This is a genomic window from Actinosynnema pretiosum (assembly GCF_024171695.1).
Classification (GTDB): domain Bacteria; phylum Actinomycetota; class Actinomycetes; order Mycobacteriales; family Pseudonocardiaceae; genus Actinosynnema; species Actinosynnema pretiosum.
In genome coordinates this window covers 19514-36458 of record NZ_JAMTCF010000036.1, presented here as the reverse complement: position 1 = coordinate 36458, position 16945 = coordinate 19514, and the positions used below count along the sequence as shown (strand labels likewise).

Sequence of the window (16945 nt, the reverse complement as noted above, 5' to 3'; positions counted from 1 at the left end):
GGCAGAATCGCCGGATGACAACGGGTACGAACGCGCGGGCGATGCTGCCCGTGGAGCGGCGGGCCAGGGTGGTCGAGCTGCTGCGGCGCGACGGCGCGGTGCGGGTGCACGAGCTGGCGGCGCGGCTGGGCGTCTCGGCGATCACGGTGCGCCGCGACATCACCAGGCTCGCGCAGGAGGGCGTGGTGCGGCGGGTGCACGGCGGCGCGACCCTGGAGCTGCCCGCGACCGCCCCGACCAGCGGCGGGCGCGGCGCCGGGGCGGTCACCGGCGCGGTGGTCGGGCTGGTGGTGCCGTCGCTGGTCTACTACTGGCCGGACGTGGTGCGCGGGGTCCGCGAGGCCGCCGACGAGCTGGGGCTGCGGGTGGTGCTGCGCGGCGCCGGGTACGCGGCGGACGACGAGCTGCGCCAGCTCGGCGCGCTGGTCGACTCGGTCGGCGTGGACGGGCTGCTGGTCGCCCCGACCACCACCGGCAGCCAGGGGGCGGCGCTGGTGGACTGGCTGCGGTCTGCCGAAGTGCCGGTCGTGCTGCTGGAGCGCGACTCCGGCGACCCTGGGCTCGGGCTGCTCGAATCGGTGGTCAGCGACCACCGGCTCGGGGCCGCCTCGGCGGTGCGGCACCTGGCGGAGCTGGGGCACCGGCGGATCGGGCTGTGCGCCTCGACCAGCAGCCCCACCGCCCCGCACCTGCGCCGGGGGTGGCGGCAGGCGTGCGCGGAACTGGGGCTGGAGCTGGAGGGCGTGCCGGAGGTGAGCACCCGCGACCACCGCGACCCGGACTGGGCGCGGCAGCTCGACGCGCTGCTCGACCGGTGCCTGGAGAGCGGGACGACGGCGCTGCTGGTGCACTCGGACCCGGAGGCGCTGGCGCTCGTGCAGCGCTGCCAGGAGCGCGGGATCGTGGTGCCGGGGGCGTTGTCGGTGGTGACTTACGACGACGAGATGGCGGAGCTGTGCGAGCCGCCGCTGACCGCGGTGCGACCGCCGAAGGCGGCGGTGGGGCGGGCGGCGGTGGCGCTGCTGGCGGCGCGGTTGCGGGCGGGTGGAGAGCGGCCGGTGCACCGGGTGGTGGTGCAACCGGAGCTGATCACCAGGGGGTCCTCGGCGGCGCCCTCGGCGGTGGGGTAGGGCCGTGGTCGGAGCGGGGTGGCCGGCTCGCCGACCGTCCACCCTGGACCGGGCGGGGCGGCCCGCGGCGCGTCCGGCGTGCTCCGGGGCCCTTTTTGCTGATCAAACCGAACACGCCGCGTGACGAATCACACGGCCCAACATGTCCACCATGTCCGGTTCTCCGAAGGGGAAAACCGCAGGTTCTCAGGTTGATCACTCAGGGCGAACACCCCGACACGCCGCACCAAACCACACCTCCGTCGCACATTCGCAGGTCAGGGGTACTGCGGAAGTCGTACACGCCGATCAACCCGTGGTGTGACGCGTTCTCAGCTCGGACCGTCCATCCTGGATCCGTGATCATCACTCGCGGTGCGGAGCACCGGACGACCTTGCTCAAGTTCGCCGCGGTGGCGGTCGTCGTGGTGGCTCTCGCCGTCTTCGCGCACCAAGTGGACAGCGGCATCCTGCGCAAGGTGTTCGTCAAGTCCGACCCCGCCTGGGTGCTGGCCGCCATCGCCGCCTCCACCCTGCCGGTGCTGGGCAACGTGCTGTCGCTGCGCGCCGCCTCGCCCGTGCACCTGCCGTGGGGGCTGACCACCGTGGCCCAGCTGGCCACCTCGTTCGGGAACCTGGTCACCCCGGCCAACCTGGGCGGCATGGCCACCAACGTGCGGTTCCTCGGGCGCAACGGGGTGCCCACGCCGGGGGCGGTCGGCGCGGTCGGCGCGGTGCAGGGGACCTCGGTGCTGATCACGGTCATGATCGTGCTGCCGTTCCTGGCCACCTCCGGGCGGGTCAGCGAGCTGCTCAGCCCCGGCATCGGGTGGCTGGTCGCGGTGGCGGTCGTGGTGGTGCTGGCGGCTGCCCTGCTGGTCCGGCGCAGCCGGGTGATGATCCTGGACGCGCTCGCGGGCATGGGGCAGGGGCTCGGCACGCCAGGCCGGTGCGCGGTGGTGCTCGCCGGGCACGTGGTGGCGCTGCTCGGGTCGACGGCCGCGCTGGCGGCGGCGGTGGCCGCGTTCGGCGGGGACGTGCCGCTGGGGGACCTGCTGCTGGTCGCCGCCGCCGGGACGGCGATCGCGGGCGCGGTGCCGGTTCCGGGTGGGGCCGGGGCCGCCGAGCTGGTGCTGGCGGCGCAGCTGGCGGCGGTCGGGCTCGACCCGTCCATGGCGCTCGTGGTGGCGCTGCTGCACCGGTTGATCTCGTTCTGGGCGCGCGTGCCGATCGGGTGGGTGGCCTTCTCCTGGTTGCGGAGGGAAGGGCACCTGTGACGGGCGGTCAGCCGGGGAACGCCGGCTCCAGGGCGGCGATGCGCTCCGGGGGCGCGCCCAGGGCGTGAAGGGCCTGGGCGGCCCGGTGGCGCAGCGCGCTGAGGGTCGTGGTGGGCAGGCCCGCCAGGAGGGCGCGGCGCAGGCACGGGGTGCGGAACGCCAGCTCCTCGCCGGAACCGGGGTCCACCACCACCGACGCGGCCACCGCCTCGTCCAGCGCGCCCAGCAGCTCGCGGACGGTGCGGCCGGTCAGCGCGCCCAGTTCGGCCACCCGGAAGCGCGGACCGAGCACGGCCGCGCAGCGGAGCACCTCCCCGGCGGCTGCGGACAGCGGTTCCAGGACCCCCGCCGCCAGTGACAGCAGCGCCGGGGGCACCCGCTCCAGGTCCGACTCGTCGACCTCGGCCACGCCGTCCACCACGCGCACGGCGTCGCGGTGCAGCAGGGAGGTCGCCACGCGCTCGGCGCACAGGGGGTTCCCGCCCGAGCGGCGGGCCAGTTCGAGGAGGGACGCGCCGGGGCGGGCGCCCACCACCTGGCCGATCAGCGCCGCGATGTAGGGGGTGGGGAGTGGCGGCAGGGTGCGCAGGTGGCCGCCCCGGACGCGCACGGCCCTGCGCAGCCTGGGCAGCACGCGGTTCGAGGTGACCGGGCGGGACGTGGCGAGCAGGAGCAGCGGGGAGCTGCGGGTGGCCTGCGCGGTGGTGGCCAGGCGGTGCCACATCAGCAGGTCGGGTTCGGACAGCGCGTGCAGGTCCTCCACCAGCAGGACCAGCGGCTCGGGGGTGGGCGCGCCGGTGAGCGCGGCGGCGACCAGCGGGGCGGTGGCGGGGTCGCCGAACAGGCCTCCGGTCCCGGCCACCGCGACCACGCGGCAGCCCGCCGCGCCGGACAGCGCCTCGGCGATCAGGGCGGACTTGCCGATGCCCGCGTCGCCCTCCAGCCACAGCAGGCCGTTCCGGTTCGACCGCACGTCGGCGATCAGGTCGCGCAGGAGGGTCAGCTCCTCGGTGCGGCCCAGGAAGCTGCGGGGGGGTGGGGCTGGGGTTGGGGCTGGGCGAGAGGTGGGGCGGTCGGGTGTCCGGCGTGCGGCGGGGTCGGGGGAGTGGCGGACCACGGTCGGGTGCTGCTCGGAGAACGCCCGGTCCCAGCCCGCCGGGCCCGCGATCAGGTCCCGCACGCGGGTGATCCGGTCCGCGCGCACCGGGCCCGCCGCCAGCACCTCCGCCACGGCCGCCGCGCCGGGGTCCTCGCGCAGAACGCGCTGGTGCAGCGCGCGGAGGGCGGGGCCCGGTTCCACGCCCTGGCCCGCGAGCGCGCGGCGGGCGTCCTGGTAGGACTTCAGCGCCTCGGCCCGGCGGCCCGAGCGGAGCAGGGCCAGCATGACCAGCTCCCGCAGCGACTCGTGGCCGGGGTGCTCGGCCACGAGTGCGGACAGGGAGGCCAGGACCTCGGTGTGCTCGCCGAGCTCCAGACCGGCGCGGGCGTGCGCCTCCAGGGCGCCCAGGCGCAGCTCGGCCAACCTGCGGCGCTCCACCTCGGCGAACGGGCCGGGGACGCCGGAGAGCGCGGTTCCGCGCCACAGCGCCAGCGCCCCGGTCAGCGCGGTGCGCGCCCCGGACCAGTCACCGGCGCCCAGCAGGCGCACCCCGGTCAGGCGGGAGCGCTCGAAACCGGCGGTGTCCAGGCCGTCGTCGGGCACGTGCAGGCAGTAGGAGGCGCGGCCCGACGCCAGTGCCGCCCGGTCCTCGCCCAGTGCCGTGCGCAGGCCGGAGACGTAGGTGTGCAGCGCGCCCACGGCTGTCGGCGGCGGCTGGTCGCCCCAGACCGCGTCCACCAGGTCCTGCCTGGTCACCTCCTGGTTGGCGCGGGCCGCGAGCACCGCGAACACCGCGCGCCTGCGGGCCGGTCCCAGCGCGATCTCGGACTGTTCGCCGGGGTCCGCCCAGGCGCGCAGCGGTCCCAGCAGCTCCACCCGAAGTCCCCGACCCGACATGCGATCCTCCCGGTCCGCTCAGACAGGGGGCACACGCCGATGTGGTGGGGAACGGTTCAGGAAACGGGGGTTGTTCACTCGTCCGGGGGAACGGCGCTGGGGGCAGCACCCCTGGTACGGAGGGGCAGAACCCCGCTGACCCACTTGGCCGGGGTCGGCGGACGTGGTGGGCTCTGGGCAGACGCGCGGAGGTGGACTGATGCGGCCTGAGGGCGAGACCGGGGCTTCCGGGGAGCGGTTCGCGGGCGACCTGTTCCTCCACCTCGCCCGCAAGGGGTGGCTGGTGGTGCCTGCCGAGCAGGCCGAGCGGGTCATCGCCGAGCTGGAGCAGACCTTGGAGGTCGTGCGGGCCAAGCTGCTGCGGGCCGAGGTGTCGCGGAAGCTGCACTCGGCGCCTGGGGGGGACATCGCGCCTGAGGTCGAGCGGTTGGTGGTGGACTCGGTGTTCGCCGGGCAGATCGCTGCGGACACCTGGGAGCGGGCGCTGGTGGAGCTGCCCAAGTACATCCAGGCGTTCCGGATCGCGGCGGGTGCGCGGTGAGCGGGGTGGGCGCGGATGAGGGTGGGGGCTGGGGCGGGGGCGGTACCGGGGCTGGGGTCGAGGTGGGGGACCTCGCGGAGGAGTTGCGGGCGACCAGGGTGGAGCAGGTCGAGCACCTGCGGCGGGGGGACCCGGAGACCGCTCGGCTGATGGGGGCCTGGATCAACGCGCTGCTGGACGAGTGGAACCGGCGGCGTGGGTGTTCTGGTGGGTCGGTGGTTGAGGAAGGGCTCAAGAGCTGAAGAGCTCGCCTCGCCGGCGGGGCAGGCCTCCAAAAACGAGAGGGACTAGCTCTGTCGGCCGGTGACCGTTGGTCTTGTGGTGCGGTTGTACCCCTGCGGTGGTCCGGGTCCCTCGTCTCCGTTTGGCCTCCTTTCAGGCAAGCACACTCGTCAAGACGCCGGATGACTTTGTTGGTCTGCCGTGGCAGTGCGGCGGCATCTTGACAAGTGCGCTTGGGCTGCGCCAGGCCAAACGGAGACGAGGGACGCGGGAGTGGGGCTGCTTGGGCTCGCTGCGCTCGCCCCGCAGCCCGCGAAGCGGTCGAGTTCGTGAGTGGGTGAGCTGTCGTGGTGGAGCGGGAGTTCGCGGCGTTGAGGGGTGGGAAGCGGAACCCCCGGCCTGTGAGTATGGCCGGGGGTTCCTTGGGGTTGTGCGGAGCGCGGGCTCACTCCTCCGGCAGGTCGTTCAGCAGGCCGCTGACGTTCAGCGTCTGGAAGCACTGCTGCGACTGCTGGCCCGTCGCCGGGGTGCCTGGCTTCGTGCACTGCACCAGCGCGGTCACGGTGTCGTTCTCCCGGATCTCGATCGGGGCGACCCAGTGGAAGTCCTGGTTGCGGAACGTCTCCAGGGCCAGCGTGAGGACCCGCTGCTCGCCGAACGAGATCGTCAGCACGCCCTCGTCGCCCTGGTGGTTGCTCACCACCAGGTCGGTGATCCGGAACAGCTTGCCGTCCGGGATCGTGTAGGTGCCCTGGCGCTGCTGGCCGCCCGCCGTGCCCACCTCGATCGTGCCGGAACCCTGCTGGCCGCCGCCAAGGCCGGTGCCCGGTTGGCCGGGTTGGCCCGGTTGCTGGCCGCCGTCGCCGGTTCCCGGCTGCTGGCCGTTGCCGTTTCCGGTTCCCTGGCCCTGCTCGCCGCCACCGCCGGGGTTGTCAGGGTTCACCCCGCCCGCCTCGACGATCTCCTCGGCGCGGTCGTCCGCCGCCTCGCGCGCCGCCGACTGGATCGCCGGGCGCACCAGCAGCAGCCAGGCCAGCACCAGCGCCAGCAGCGCCGCCAGCAGGGCCAGGAGCCAGCGGGAGAACACCGGGAGCTGGACCAGCTCGCCGTCCAGCGGGTGCTCCAGCACCGCCCCGCCGTCCACCAGGGTGGCGCCCGGCGCGCCGCTCGCCGCCGGACCCGTGGCGGTCACCACGGGGTTCAGCGGCCACTCCACCGACTTGCCGAACCACAGGACCTTCCCGACCCGCACCCGGAAGTCGATCTCGGTCGCCTCGCCCGGCTCGACCGACACCGGGCGCTGCGGCAGCTCGTAGGTCAGCCGGTCGTCCAACGCCGCCGCAGACAGCGCCACCGACACCGCCGTGTTGCCCTCGTTGTGCAGGCGCACGTGGTACCGCGCGCTGCGCCACGCCCGCCGCCGCTGCGGGACCAGCTCGGCCCGCTGCTGCCCGAACGGCTCCACCACCACGGTCGTCTCCGACACCGCGACGGCCTCCGGGCGCTCCGACGGGAGCACGCGGACGCCGAGCGGGATCTCGCCGGCCCTCGGGGTGGACGCCCTCGGCGGGCGCAGCAGCACCGCGACCTGGCCAGACGTGCCGGGGTACAGCGACAGCCGCGCGGGCTCGACGCTCGTCCACGGCGCGCACTCACCCACCACCTCGAACTCGTACGCCTCGACCACGTCGCTGTCGTTGCGCACCGTCATCGTCGTGCTGGTCTCCTGGCCGGGCGTCACCACCACGGTGGGGAGACCGAATTCGGTCGTTGCGGTCACGCGGGGGACGCTAGGCGGCCCGCGCCGCCGTCCGGGAGGGAGAAAAGGGCACTGTGCGGGCAAACCCGTGCACTCGCGCACCCGCGCCCCTGCCCGACCTCCTGCCGCCGGGCCCACGATGGGACGCACCACCAGCGAGGGGAGTCGGGATGACGACGAGGATTCCGGTCGCCGTGTACGCGGCGGACCAGGTGCTGCGCACCGGCGTGACCCACCAGCTCAAGCCGCGCCCCGAGGTGGAGGTCCTGCCCCTCGGCGAGGAGCACCGCGCGCGCGTCGCGCTCGTGGTGGTGGACGAGGTGGACGAGCCGTCCGCGCGGCTGCTGCGCCGCCTCCAGCGGGCCACGACCGTGCGCACCGGCGTGGTGGTGAGCCGGTTCGACCAGGACGCGCTGCAGACCGTCGTCGACTGCGGCGTGGTGGCCGTGGTGCGCAGGGGCGACGCCGACCAGGACCGGCTGGTGGCGGCGGTGACCGCGCTCGCGAAGGGCGAGGCGGTGCTGCCCGGCGACCTGCTGGGCAAGCTGCTCGACCACGTCAGCCGGTTGCGGCGCAGCGTGCTCGACCCGAACGCGCCCAGCCTGTCCACCCTCACCCCGCGCGAGGCCGACATGCTGCGGCTGGTGTCCGAGGGGCTGGGCACCGCCGAGATCGCGGTGAAGATGTCGTTCTCCGAGCGGACCGTCAAGAACGTGCTGCACGAGGTCACCACCCGGCTGAACCTGCGCAACCGCGCGCACGCGGTCGGGTACGTGATGCGCCACGGGCTCATCTGAGGCCCCGCGCGGCCGGGTTGCCCGAACGGACCACCAGCCGTTCCCCCGCGCTGCCCGCCGGGACCTCCCTCCCCGGCGGGGCGCGCGGCCAGGATCGGGACCGACGTGAGGAGGTGCGCGGTGTTCACCAGGTTCAGGGCCGTCGTGGTGGCGGTCGTGGCTGTGCTGCTCGGCGGCGTCGTGGTGGTGCTGCACAGCGGGGTGGCGCCCGCCCAGCAGGACGACCCGCCACCGCCGCAGCGGGTCGCGTACGCGGGCACCGAGCACCGGGGGATCGGGCAGTTCCCCGCGCCGCAGAACGGTTACCCGACCAACGCCCCCAGCCCCCCGCTGCTCTCCGACCGGCCCGCGCACTTCGACGACGAGGTGTCGGCGCGCGGCGGGCTCGTGGTGTTCGTCAGCATGCGGGCGGAGAAGCTGCCGCAGGTGTTCCTGCGCCAGCGGGACGGGTCCGTCGTGCAGCTGACCGAGGGCATGTACGCCTGCCACCCGCAGCTCACCCCCGACCTGGGCACCGTGGTGTTCCAGCAGGTCCGGTCGACCGGGCGCGGCGAGCTGTGGGCGGTCGACGTCGACGGGACGAACCTGCGCCGCATCACCCCCGAGGGCGCCGCCCCCGAGGAGTGGCCCACGATCTCCCCCGACGGGCAGCGCGTCGCGTTCAGCGCGGACGGGCAGATCCGCAGCAGGCCCCTCGCGGGCGGTCCCTCCACGCGGCTCACCGACGAACCCGGTGGTGGCGCGGGCGAACCGGTGTGGCACCCGACCGAGGACCGGATCGTCTACAAGGTCGGGCCCGCGGACCAGCGCGCCACGCTGCGCGTGCTGGAGGACGGGGTCAGCCGGGACTTCTTCGCGGACAACCAGAGCGGGTGGAGCGGCCGGTGGCCGGTGTGGATGCCGGACGGGGCGGCGCTGCTGTTCCTGAGCTGCGGCTGCCTGGAGGAGGACCCCAGGGAGGGCGTGTACCGGGTCGCGGGCGACGGCGGTGAGCCGGTCGGGGCCTCGCCGCAGCTGCTGCTCAGGGAGGACCGGCAGGTCAGCGCGCCCGCCTGGATCGGCGACCCGCTCACCGGGACGCTGCTGATCGCCCGCACCACCGCGTCGGTGCGCAACGAGGTGCGGTTGCACGACATCCAGCCGGACGGGACCGATCCCAGGGACCTCGGGATCGCGCTCGCGCTGGAGCACCCGGACATCGCGTCCGACTCCAGGCTGCTGTTCAAGCCGACCGGCGGCTACGACCCGTGGACGCTGCGGCAGACCTACTCCCCGGACGGCCGCAAGATCGTCTACACCGCCTTCGAGGGACCGCTCGGCTCGCGCCTGCAGCGGATCTGGACCGCGAACGCGGACGGCTCGGACCCGGTGCGGCTGAACGTCTCCGACCGGCTGCCCACCGACTGGGAGTTCGACCCGGCCTGGTCGCCGGACGGCGAGCAGATCGCCATCACCCGCCGCTCGCCCGGCGGCATCCGGCCGAACAGCGGGCCGAGCCGGATCGCCATCGCGGACGCCTCCACCGGCCAGGTCCTGCGCGAGCTGGTCCCGCCGCCGGGCGCGGAGGGGCAGGAGGACACCCAGCCCGCGTGGTCGCCTGACGGGCGGACGCTGTCGTTCACCAGGGGCGTGGTGTTCGACGACGAGACCGGGACCGAGGTGCGCGACAACCACATCTGGACCGCCGACGCCGCGACCCTGGGCAACCAGCGCGACATCAGCGAGATCGCGTGCGGCGCCGCGTCGCCGTGCCAGGTCACCGACGACAGCTCGGTGTTCAGCCCCGACAGCGGCGACCTGGTGTTCAACCGCGAGCAGGACGCGCTCATCTCCTTCGACCTCGACCGGGAGACCTGCCGCGTGCTGGTCCCGCAGGGCGGCGACCAGTGCGGCGCGCCCGTGGTCAACGAGCCGGGGCCGTACCAGCCGCGCGACGCCGCGTTCTCCCCGGAGGGCGGTCGGCTGGTGGTCTCCACCCGGCGCGGGGCCGCCGCCGAGCAGCCGGAGACGTTGGCGCTGGTGGACTTCACCGCAGGCGGGCTCGCCGAGGCGCGGGTCAACTACGCGCTCCCCGGCAGGCACAAGGAACCCAGCTGGCGGATCACCGTGGACCTGGCGGTGCGGGCGCCGTCGAGCACGCCCGAGGTGACCACCGGGACCAGCACCGAGATCCCCGTGGTGGTGGCCAACAACGGGCCCGGCGTCTCGTCCACGACGACGCTGACCGTCGTGCCGCCGACCGGGGTGCGGGTGGACGAGCTGCGGACCCCGCGGGGAACGTGCGACGTGGCGGGACTGGCCTGCCAGCTCGGGGTGGTGCAACCGGACGAGGAGGTCACGGTCGTCGCCGTGGTCACCGGGGTCACCGCCGGGCGGGGCGAGATCGGGTGGGGCGTGGCGGGCGGGGTGGTCGACCCCGAGGCCGCCGACAACAGCGCGCGCACCGTCGTGCCGGTGGTGGACGCGCAGACCAGCACCACCGCGCCGCCCACGACGACCGTCCCGCCGACCACGACCACCCCGCCGAGCAGCCCGCCGCCCCCTCCGCCACCACCGCCGCCGCCCGCGCCGCCACAGGCCGGTCCCGCGCTCGCGGTCGCGGTGCGACCCACCCCGTCCTACGTGGGCGGCCGGGCCAGCGTGGTCTACACCGTGCGCAACGGCGGTCGCGCGAACGCCACCGGGTTGCGGCTGGAGATGGCGCTGCCCAGGGGGATCCCGGTCGCGGCGCTGCCCGCCGGGTGCTCCGCGACGGCCTGCGCGCTGCGCGACCTGCCGCCCGGTGGCGCGCAGACGCTCACCGTGGTGCTGGCGCCGGTCGCGCCGGGCCAGGGGGTGGCGCGGGGCGTGGTGCGCACCACCGGGAGCGACGACAACGCCGGGGACAACGCGGCGACCGCGCAGGTGCGGGTGCTGCTGCCCAGGATCGTGGCGGTGCCGCCGATCGGCGAGCCGGGGTTCGTCACCTCGGTGCGGGGACTGGACTTCCCGCCCGGCACGCCGGTGCGGCTGAACTGGGAGCCGGGCATCACGGCCGCCGCCGCGCCGACGCTGCCCAGGCAGGACGGCAGCTTCATCGCGCAGCTGCTGATCCTGCCCAAGGACCAGACCGGGCCGCGCGTGATCACCGCGTCCGGCGACGGGTTCCGGCCGGCCACCACGCCGTTCCTGGTGGTGCCAGGCACGATCGGTCCGCCGGACATGGTGAACCGGCGGTGACCGGGCGAGGGTGGTCCACTGTGGACGGTTTGCGTGCTTCGAGCGCGGGGAGGTCAGCGTGATCCACGAGGTGGACGAGGCGATCCGCAGGTTGTTCGCCGCGGGCGGTGTTCCTGCGGGAGGTAGCGAGCTGGTGTTCGACGCACCCACTACCGAGTGGAACGCGCGGCGCAACGCGCCCACGGTCAACGTGTTCCTGTACGACATCCGCGAGGACGTCGGGCGGCGACACGCGGGTGGCGCGGAGAGGCGCGACGAGCGGGGCGTCGTGGTCGGCTGGCGCGCCCCCGCCCGCTGGTTCGAGCTGTCCTACCTGGTCACGGCGTGGACCAACCGCCCCCAGGACGAGCACCGGCTGCTCTCGGAGGTACTGGCGTGCCTGGTGCGCAACGAGCGGATGGCCCCGTCCTGGCTGACCGGCACGCTCGCCGAGCTGAACCTGTCGGTGACTCTCACCGCGGCCAGGCCGGTCCGGGAAGACCGGGCGACCGCCGAGGTGTGGTCGGCGCTGGGCGGTGAGCTCAAGCCGTCCATCGACCTCAAGGTGATCTCGCCGCTGGCCGGTGAGTGGACCGATGCCGGGCCGCCGGTGACCGAGGGCGTGGTGCTGCGGACCTCGGAGCAGGCGCACGAGGACCCGCGCAGGCTCCGCTACGACGGGCCGTCGAGGGCGGAGGGTGAGGGGTTCGGGGCGCGCAGGTCCCGGTTGCCCGTGGCGGGTTCGCGCCGCCGTCGGGGGCGGTTGACGTGATCGGTGCGGCGGTGGACCTGGTGGGGGAGCCTGCGGTGGCGGACCGACTGAGAGGTGTGGCCCGAGCGCGGGCGGCCGACGTGGCGCACCTGTGGCGCAGGCTGGGTGCCGTCGAGCGCCGGGTCAGGAAAGCCGTCGAGAAGGCCGCCGATGACGACGGGAGCCCGCTCGACCCCCATCGTGGGCTCTACCTGACCGACGAGGCCGTGCGGCGGGTGCTGGACCAGCCCGTTCAACCCCCGCTGCACCCACCCGCCGCCGTCGCCGAACCCGAGCGCTCCGACCTGCGACTGACCAGGCTGGCCCGCGACTTCCGGCTGTTCCCGCTGGACGTCGAGCTCCTGCTGGTGTCGATCGCGCCTGACGTGGACGCCCGGTTCGAGAGCCTCTACGCCTACCTCAACGACGACGTGCGCCGTCGCAGGGCCACGGTCGGGCTCGCACTGCGGCTGTGCGGCGCCCCGGTCGCCGGGCCCGGTCGGTTCCGGCTGTCCGCCACCTCGCCGCTCGTGGCGGGCGGTCTGGTCGTGGTGGAGACCCCGGAGAACCCGGCGCTGGCCCGGCCGCTCAGGGTGCCCGACCGGGTCGTGGCGCACCTGCTGGGGGACGACGCGCTCGCGCCCGAGGTGGCGGCGTTCGCGCGGGTCGTCGCCCCGCGCGGGGAACCGGAGAGCGAGCTGGTCGGCAGGCTCGCCGACGCGCTGAGCGGCGGTGCTCGCGCGCTGCACCTGCGCGACCCGGCGGGTGACGCCGGGCCGATCGCCGTAGCCGCGCTGGCGAGCAGCGGGTGGGACGCGCTCGTCGTGGACCCGGTGGCGCTGGCCGACCAGGACCACCCCGCGCTGGCCGAGACCGTCCGCGAGGCCCGTTTGCGCGGTGCGGGACTGGTGCTGGGACCGCTGGAGCCGTTGCTGCCCCAGCGGGTCAGGCTGCTGCGCGAACTGGCCGCCCGCGCGGAGGGCGTGCCGCTGCTGCTGCACGGCGCCGGCCACTGGGACCCTCGGTGGAGCCCGCGCCCCGTCGTGCCGGTGCCGGTGCCGTCCCCCGCGCCGGACCGGTTGGCCGCCCGGTGGACCGAGGCGCTGGGCGGTGATCCCGGCTTCCTCCCGGACCTCGCGGGCTACCGGTTGGGCGCGGAGGAGCTGGACCGCGCGGTGGCGGTCGCCGAGGGCTTGGCGGCGGTTCAGGGCGGTCCCGTCGGGCTTGCGCACGTGCGGGCCGGGGTGCGCGCCCAGAACGGGGCGGGCCTCGACCGGTTGGCCAGGCGCATCGTGCCCTCGGTCGGCTGGGACGACGTGGTGCTGCCCGCGCACACCCGCAAGCAGTTGACCGAGCTGGTGATGCGGGCCCGGCACCGGGAGCGCGTGCTGGGGGAGTGGCGGATGCGCCCCGGAGGGGGCCGTGGACGCGGGGTGGTCGCGCTGTTCGCGGGTGAGTCCGGGACCGGGAAGACGATGTCCGCCGAGGTGGTCGCCGCCGAGATCGGCATGGACCTGTACGTGGTGGACCTGTCCACGGTGGTGGACAAGTACATCGGTGAGACGGAGAAGAACCTGGAGCGGATCTTCACCGAGGCGGCGGGCGTGCACGGGGTGCTGCTGTTCGACGAGGCGGACGCCGTGTTCGGCAAGCGCTCGGAGGTCAAGGACGCCCACGACCGCAACGCCAACGTGGAATCGGCTTACCTGCTGCAGCGCGTGGAGTCCTTCGACGGCATCGCCGTGCTCACCACCAACCTGCGCTCCAACGTGGACGAGGCGTTCACCCGGCGGATCGACGTGATCGCGGACTTCCCGGTGCCCGACGCCGAGCAGCGCCGGGCGCTGTGGGAGCGCTGCCTCGCTCCCGCGCTGCCCCGCGCGGACGACGTGGACCTCGCGTTCTGCGCGGAGCGCTTCGAGTTGGCGGGCGGGTCGATCCGCGCGTGCGCGATCACCGCCGCCTACCTGGCGGCGGCGGGGGACCGCCCGGTGACGATGGCCGACCTGGTGGACGCGATCCACCAGGAGTACCGGAAGCTGGGCAGGCTCGTGCTGGAGAGCGAGTTCGGCCCCTGGCTGGCGCCGGGCTGACCGGACCCTGGGCAGGGGCGCGGCACGAGGCCCGGCCGGGTGGTCCCGGCCGGGCCTTCGGCTGCGCCCCTACCCCCGCCGCGAGCGCCCTTTGCCCTTCCCCTCGTAGACCTCGTCCTCCTCGTCGACCTGCATCGCCGAGTCGGAGAGCACGTCGTCTTCTTCCTCCTCGGTGTCCGCCTCCGCGCCGGGGTCCACCTCCATGTGGTCGTCCCACCTGGTTCCGGAGGGTCCCGCGACGACCTCGTCGGGGTCGTAGACCTCCAGTCCGGCCTGGATCAGCGTCATTTGTCCCCTGTCCAGGTCGTAGAAGTACTGGCCCCCGTCCCGGTCCTGGTAGTAGTGCTGCCCGGTGCCGTAGTCGACGAAGTGCCGGTAGCCGGGCACATCGGGGTACCCGGACTCCTCGTCCTGGGCTTCCTCGTCCATGCCTCCCATCACCACGTCCTCGTCCTCCGCGCGGGCGGGTGCGGCAGGCGGGGGCGGAGCGGTGTTCTTCGCCGATTTCTCGTTGAGCTTGCCGTACGTGCGGTTGAGGTGCTTGCGCAGCGCGTCCTCGGACATCACGAGCTTTCCCGCCAGGCCACCGATGTTGTACTCGCTCCGCAGGTCGGCGATGCCTTGGCCGAGCTCCTTCCGCATCAAGGCCGGCTTGACCTTCTTCCCGTCGGCCTCGGCCTTCTCCCTCAGCTGGTCGTAGCTCGGCTGCCGCTGCTTGATGAGTTTGTTGATTTCCTTCTCACCATCGGAGTCCATCGGGCCGCCCTTCTTGAAGTCCCCCTTCCCCCTGGGCTTCTTCGGGGCGGTGGGATCGGCCTTCTTGCCGCGCGTGGGCACCCTCTTCGGAGCGGTGCCGGGTGCCCGCGCGTTGTCCCGGTCCTTGTGCCCGGTCTTGTCGTTGACCAGGTGGCCGACCTTGTTGGGCGTCGCGCCCTTCCGCTGGTCCTCCTCGCCGGGTTTCGGTTGGGTGGCCTCGGACAGCTCCTTCTGGGACACCGGCGGTCCCTCGTCACCCTTCCGCTTGCTGAAGTGCTTGAACAGAGCGGCCTGCTCCTCGGAATTGCCCCTCAACCACGTGTCGCGCACCAGTTTTTCCTGCGCAGGGGTGAGGAAGCGCTGCGCGCGACGGCCACCCGAGGCCTTCTTGGTCCCCTTGCCGATGCGGCGCCCCCCGGCACCCGGCTTGTAGGGAACCTTGGCCCGCGCGGTCTTCTTCCCCTCCCCTTCGCTCTCCGATGGCGTCCGGTAGCCGCGCCCCTGCGCGTCGCTCGCGTCGATGCGGATCTCCGGGCCGTTGACGTCGTCGTGCTCGGCGGGGGGCTCCTGGTTCGACAGCGCGGAGGTGCTCACCGCGTTGCGGTTCCCACTGTCACCGTCCGCGTTGACCATCTCCCTGATGTACTCCAGGTAGCGGGGGTCGCCCACGACGTGGCTCAGGTGCGAGGCCAAGCTCTCCACGGAGTCGGTGTAGAAGTGCCCGTAGTTGGGGTTGTACTGGAGGGTCTCGAACCCCATGGCCTCCTGGTAGTAGCGCAGCGCCGCCGCGCAGCCCATGCAGGGGCGGTACTTGCCCACGATGACGAACTCGCCCTTGACCTGGTCCGGTTTCAGCCCGGACCGGTCGATGGCCACCAGCAGCTTCTGCTCGGCGTGCATCGACTTCGGCCTCCGCTCACCTTCCCGGTTCCTGCCGTCCGACTCCCGGAAGGTCAGCAGGAACGTGGTTCCCCGGTGCTCGGGGGCGGTGAGCAGTTCGCGCATGTTCGCCGCTCCCGCGTCGACGACCACTACAGGGCCGTTGAGGTTGGCGCGCAGGGCGTCCGCCGTCGCCTGGTTCGCCATCTCGCGCGTTCCCGCGATCAACGATTCGATCTTGCGCTGGGCGCGGGCGATGCGCTCCCGGTACTCGTTGGCGTCGGCCGGGAGCAGTCCCCCGGTGCGTCCCGCGTCATCCTGCTGATGCTCCCTCAGTAACTGGCGCAGCCGGGCGATCCCCTCCTGGAACCTCGTCTCGACATTGTCGATGGTGTCGTTGAAGTTCGTCGCGAACATCAGCCGGTCGTTGATCATCATGCCCTGGACCTCGCGGTCGCTGAGCCTGGTGAAGCTCCCCTGGACCTCCGCCAGGTCGTCCTGGACGCGGCGCAGGGTGTCGTGCAGCAGCAGGCTGAGCTGGGAGACCGTCTGCTGGCCCCGCTGGTGCTCGTAGGGACGGTTGAAGCGCAACCGCGCCTGCTCGGTGACCCGGCCGTGCCTGCCGCCGCCGTGGGCCGAGGTGCCCTCCGCCACCACGTCCTGGACCGCTTTGACCAGTCCGGCCTTCGACTTGTCCTGTCCCGTCCCGCTCTGGGCCGGAGCCCTCTTCGGCCGGTCCTCGTCGGACGACGACTCCTCCTCGTCCGACGACTCGTCGGTGGAGTACTCCTCGGAGGACGAGCTCCCCGACGAGGACGTCCGGTAGGAGGAGTCGTCGTCGCTCGTGGTCAAGCGCTGCACGTGGTGGTGTCCCGCGTGGCTCTCCGCACCGCCGCTGTGCGAGCCCAGGGACGGGGCGTGCTCGGCACCCGAGTCGAAGGCCTTCCCGTCCGCGTCCGCCGACCGCTCCTCATGGTGCCTCGGGTCGCTGATGCTCAGCCCTGCGCCGTTGTCCGAGCCCGCGACCGCGCCTTCCGACTGCTGCTTCACGTGGCCGGTCTCGTGGCCGAGCGTCTTCGCGTTGTTGGCGTTCGGACCGAGGACGATATCGTTGCCCACGGTGAACGCGCTCGCGCCGATCGCCTCGGTCGAGCGCTGGGCGATGGCACCGCTGTGCAGTCGGACGCCGGACAGGTCGGTCTGGTGGAACCTCTCCAACCGTTCGCGCATCGGTCCGCCGAGCTGCCTGCCGGGTGAGCGCAGCGCGGCGTCCACCAGCGCGCGCTGGGCGGTGGGCATGTCGTCGGCGTCCTGCTCCTGCTCCGCCTGCCGTTGCGCCGCGATCCTCCTGGCGGTGGCGCGGTTGCCGATCGCGTCCTGGAGCTCCAGCACCTCCCCGACCCCTGCGGTGTCGATCCGCTCGCCGACCGGTGTGGGCGCGGTCCTGCGGCTGCTCTGCTCTTCCTGCTGCTTCCTCGTCTCGCGCACGCGGGCACCTCGCCGGGGTCACGGTTGGGACCACCCCATGCTCCGCTCCGCGTGGTCCCGGTGAACCGTTCCGGGGGAC

Annotated in this window: 11 protein-coding genes; 8 read left to right on the top strand and 3 right to left on the bottom strand. The window is 73.7% G+C overall.

From position 1 onward, the window contains the following. Positions 1 to 14 precede the first annotated feature (14 nt). Positions 15 to 1130, top strand: coding sequence for a substrate-binding domain-containing protein (locus tag LV78_RS39785; RefSeq protein WP_253851397.1), 1116 nt, complete (start codon positions 15 to 17; stop codon positions 1128 to 1130). Between the two features lie 338 nt (positions 1131 to 1468). Continuing rightward, the gene (locus tag LV78_RS39780) at positions 1469 to 2386 is read left to right on the top strand and encodes a lysylphosphatidylglycerol synthase transmembrane domain-containing protein (protein ID WP_253851396.1); all 918 of its coding nucleotides are present in this window, start codon (positions 1469 to 1471) and stop codon (positions 2384 to 2386) included. A gap of 7 nt (positions 2387 to 2393) precedes the next feature. Here LV78_RS39780 and LV78_RS39775 read toward each other — a convergent pair whose 3' ends face one another. Then, a complete protein-coding gene (locus LV78_RS39775; RefSeq protein WP_253851395.1) occupies positions 2394 to 4361 on the bottom strand; it encodes an ATP-binding protein in 1968 nt (655 codons plus the stop codon). A gap of 220 nt (positions 4362 to 4581) precedes the next feature. Here LV78_RS39775 and LV78_RS39770 point away from each other — a divergent pair, with 220 nt between their 5' ends. Both LV78_RS39770 and LV78_RS39765 read left to right on the top strand, forming a co-directional pair. Continuing rightward, positions 4582 to 4923, top strand: coding sequence for a hypothetical protein (locus tag LV78_RS39770; RefSeq protein ID WP_253851394.1), 342 nt, complete (start codon positions 4582 to 4584; stop codon positions 4921 to 4923). A gap of 5 nt (positions 4924 to 4928) precedes the next feature. Continuing rightward, positions 4929 to 5165: a hypothetical protein gene (locus tag LV78_RS39765; RefSeq protein WP_253851393.1), complete on the top strand. Its 237-nt coding sequence runs from the start codon at positions 4929 to 4931 to the stop codon at positions 5163 to 5165. 425 nt (positions 5166 to 5590) lie between these two features. Here the strand turns inward: LV78_RS39765 and LV78_RS39760 are convergent, their stop codons facing one another. Further along, positions 5591 to 6925 carry a COG1470 family protein gene (locus LV78_RS39760; protein WP_253851392.1) on the bottom strand — a complete coding sequence of 445 codons (1335 nt, stop codon included), beginning with the start codon at positions 6923 to 6925 and terminating at the stop codon, positions 5591 to 5593. A gap of 149 nt (positions 6926 to 7074) precedes the next feature. Here LV78_RS39760 and LV78_RS39755 point away from each other — a divergent pair, with 149 nt between their 5' ends. The 4 genes from LV78_RS39755 to LV78_RS39740 all read left to right on the top strand — a co-directional run bounded on the left by LV78_RS39755 (position 7075) and on the right by LV78_RS39740 (position 13743). After that, entirely contained in the window at positions 7075 to 7701 is a 627-nt protein-coding gene (locus LV78_RS39755; protein ID WP_253851391.1) for a helix-turn-helix transcriptional regulator, read from the top strand. A gap of 120 nt (positions 7702 to 7821) precedes the next feature. Next, the gene (locus tag LV78_RS39750; RefSeq protein ID WP_253851390.1) at positions 7822 to 10920 is read left to right on the top strand and encodes a hypothetical protein; all 3099 of its coding nucleotides are present in this window, start codon (positions 7822 to 7824) and stop codon (positions 10918 to 10920) included. A 58-nt stretch (positions 10921 to 10978) separates the two neighbouring features. Continuing rightward, positions 10979 to 11671, top strand: coding sequence for a Pvc16 family protein (locus LV78_RS39745; protein WP_253851389.1), 693 nt, complete (start codon positions 10979 to 10981; stop codon positions 11669 to 11671). A 35-nt stretch (positions 11672 to 11706) separates the two neighbouring features. After that, positions 11707 to 13743, top strand: coding sequence for an AAA family ATPase (locus LV78_RS39740; RefSeq protein ID WP_253851388.1), 2037 nt, complete (start codon positions 11707 to 11709; stop codon positions 13741 to 13743). 69 nt (positions 13744 to 13812) lie between these two features. On the opposite strand, the gene LV78_RS39735 is transcribed toward LV78_RS39740, so the two are convergent. Further along, the gene (locus tag LV78_RS39735; RefSeq protein WP_253851387.1) at positions 13813 to 16866 is read right to left on the bottom strand and encodes an eCIS core domain-containing protein; all 3054 of its coding nucleotides are present in this window, start codon (positions 16864 to 16866) and stop codon (positions 13813 to 13815) included. Positions 16867 to 16945 lie beyond the last annotated feature (79 nt).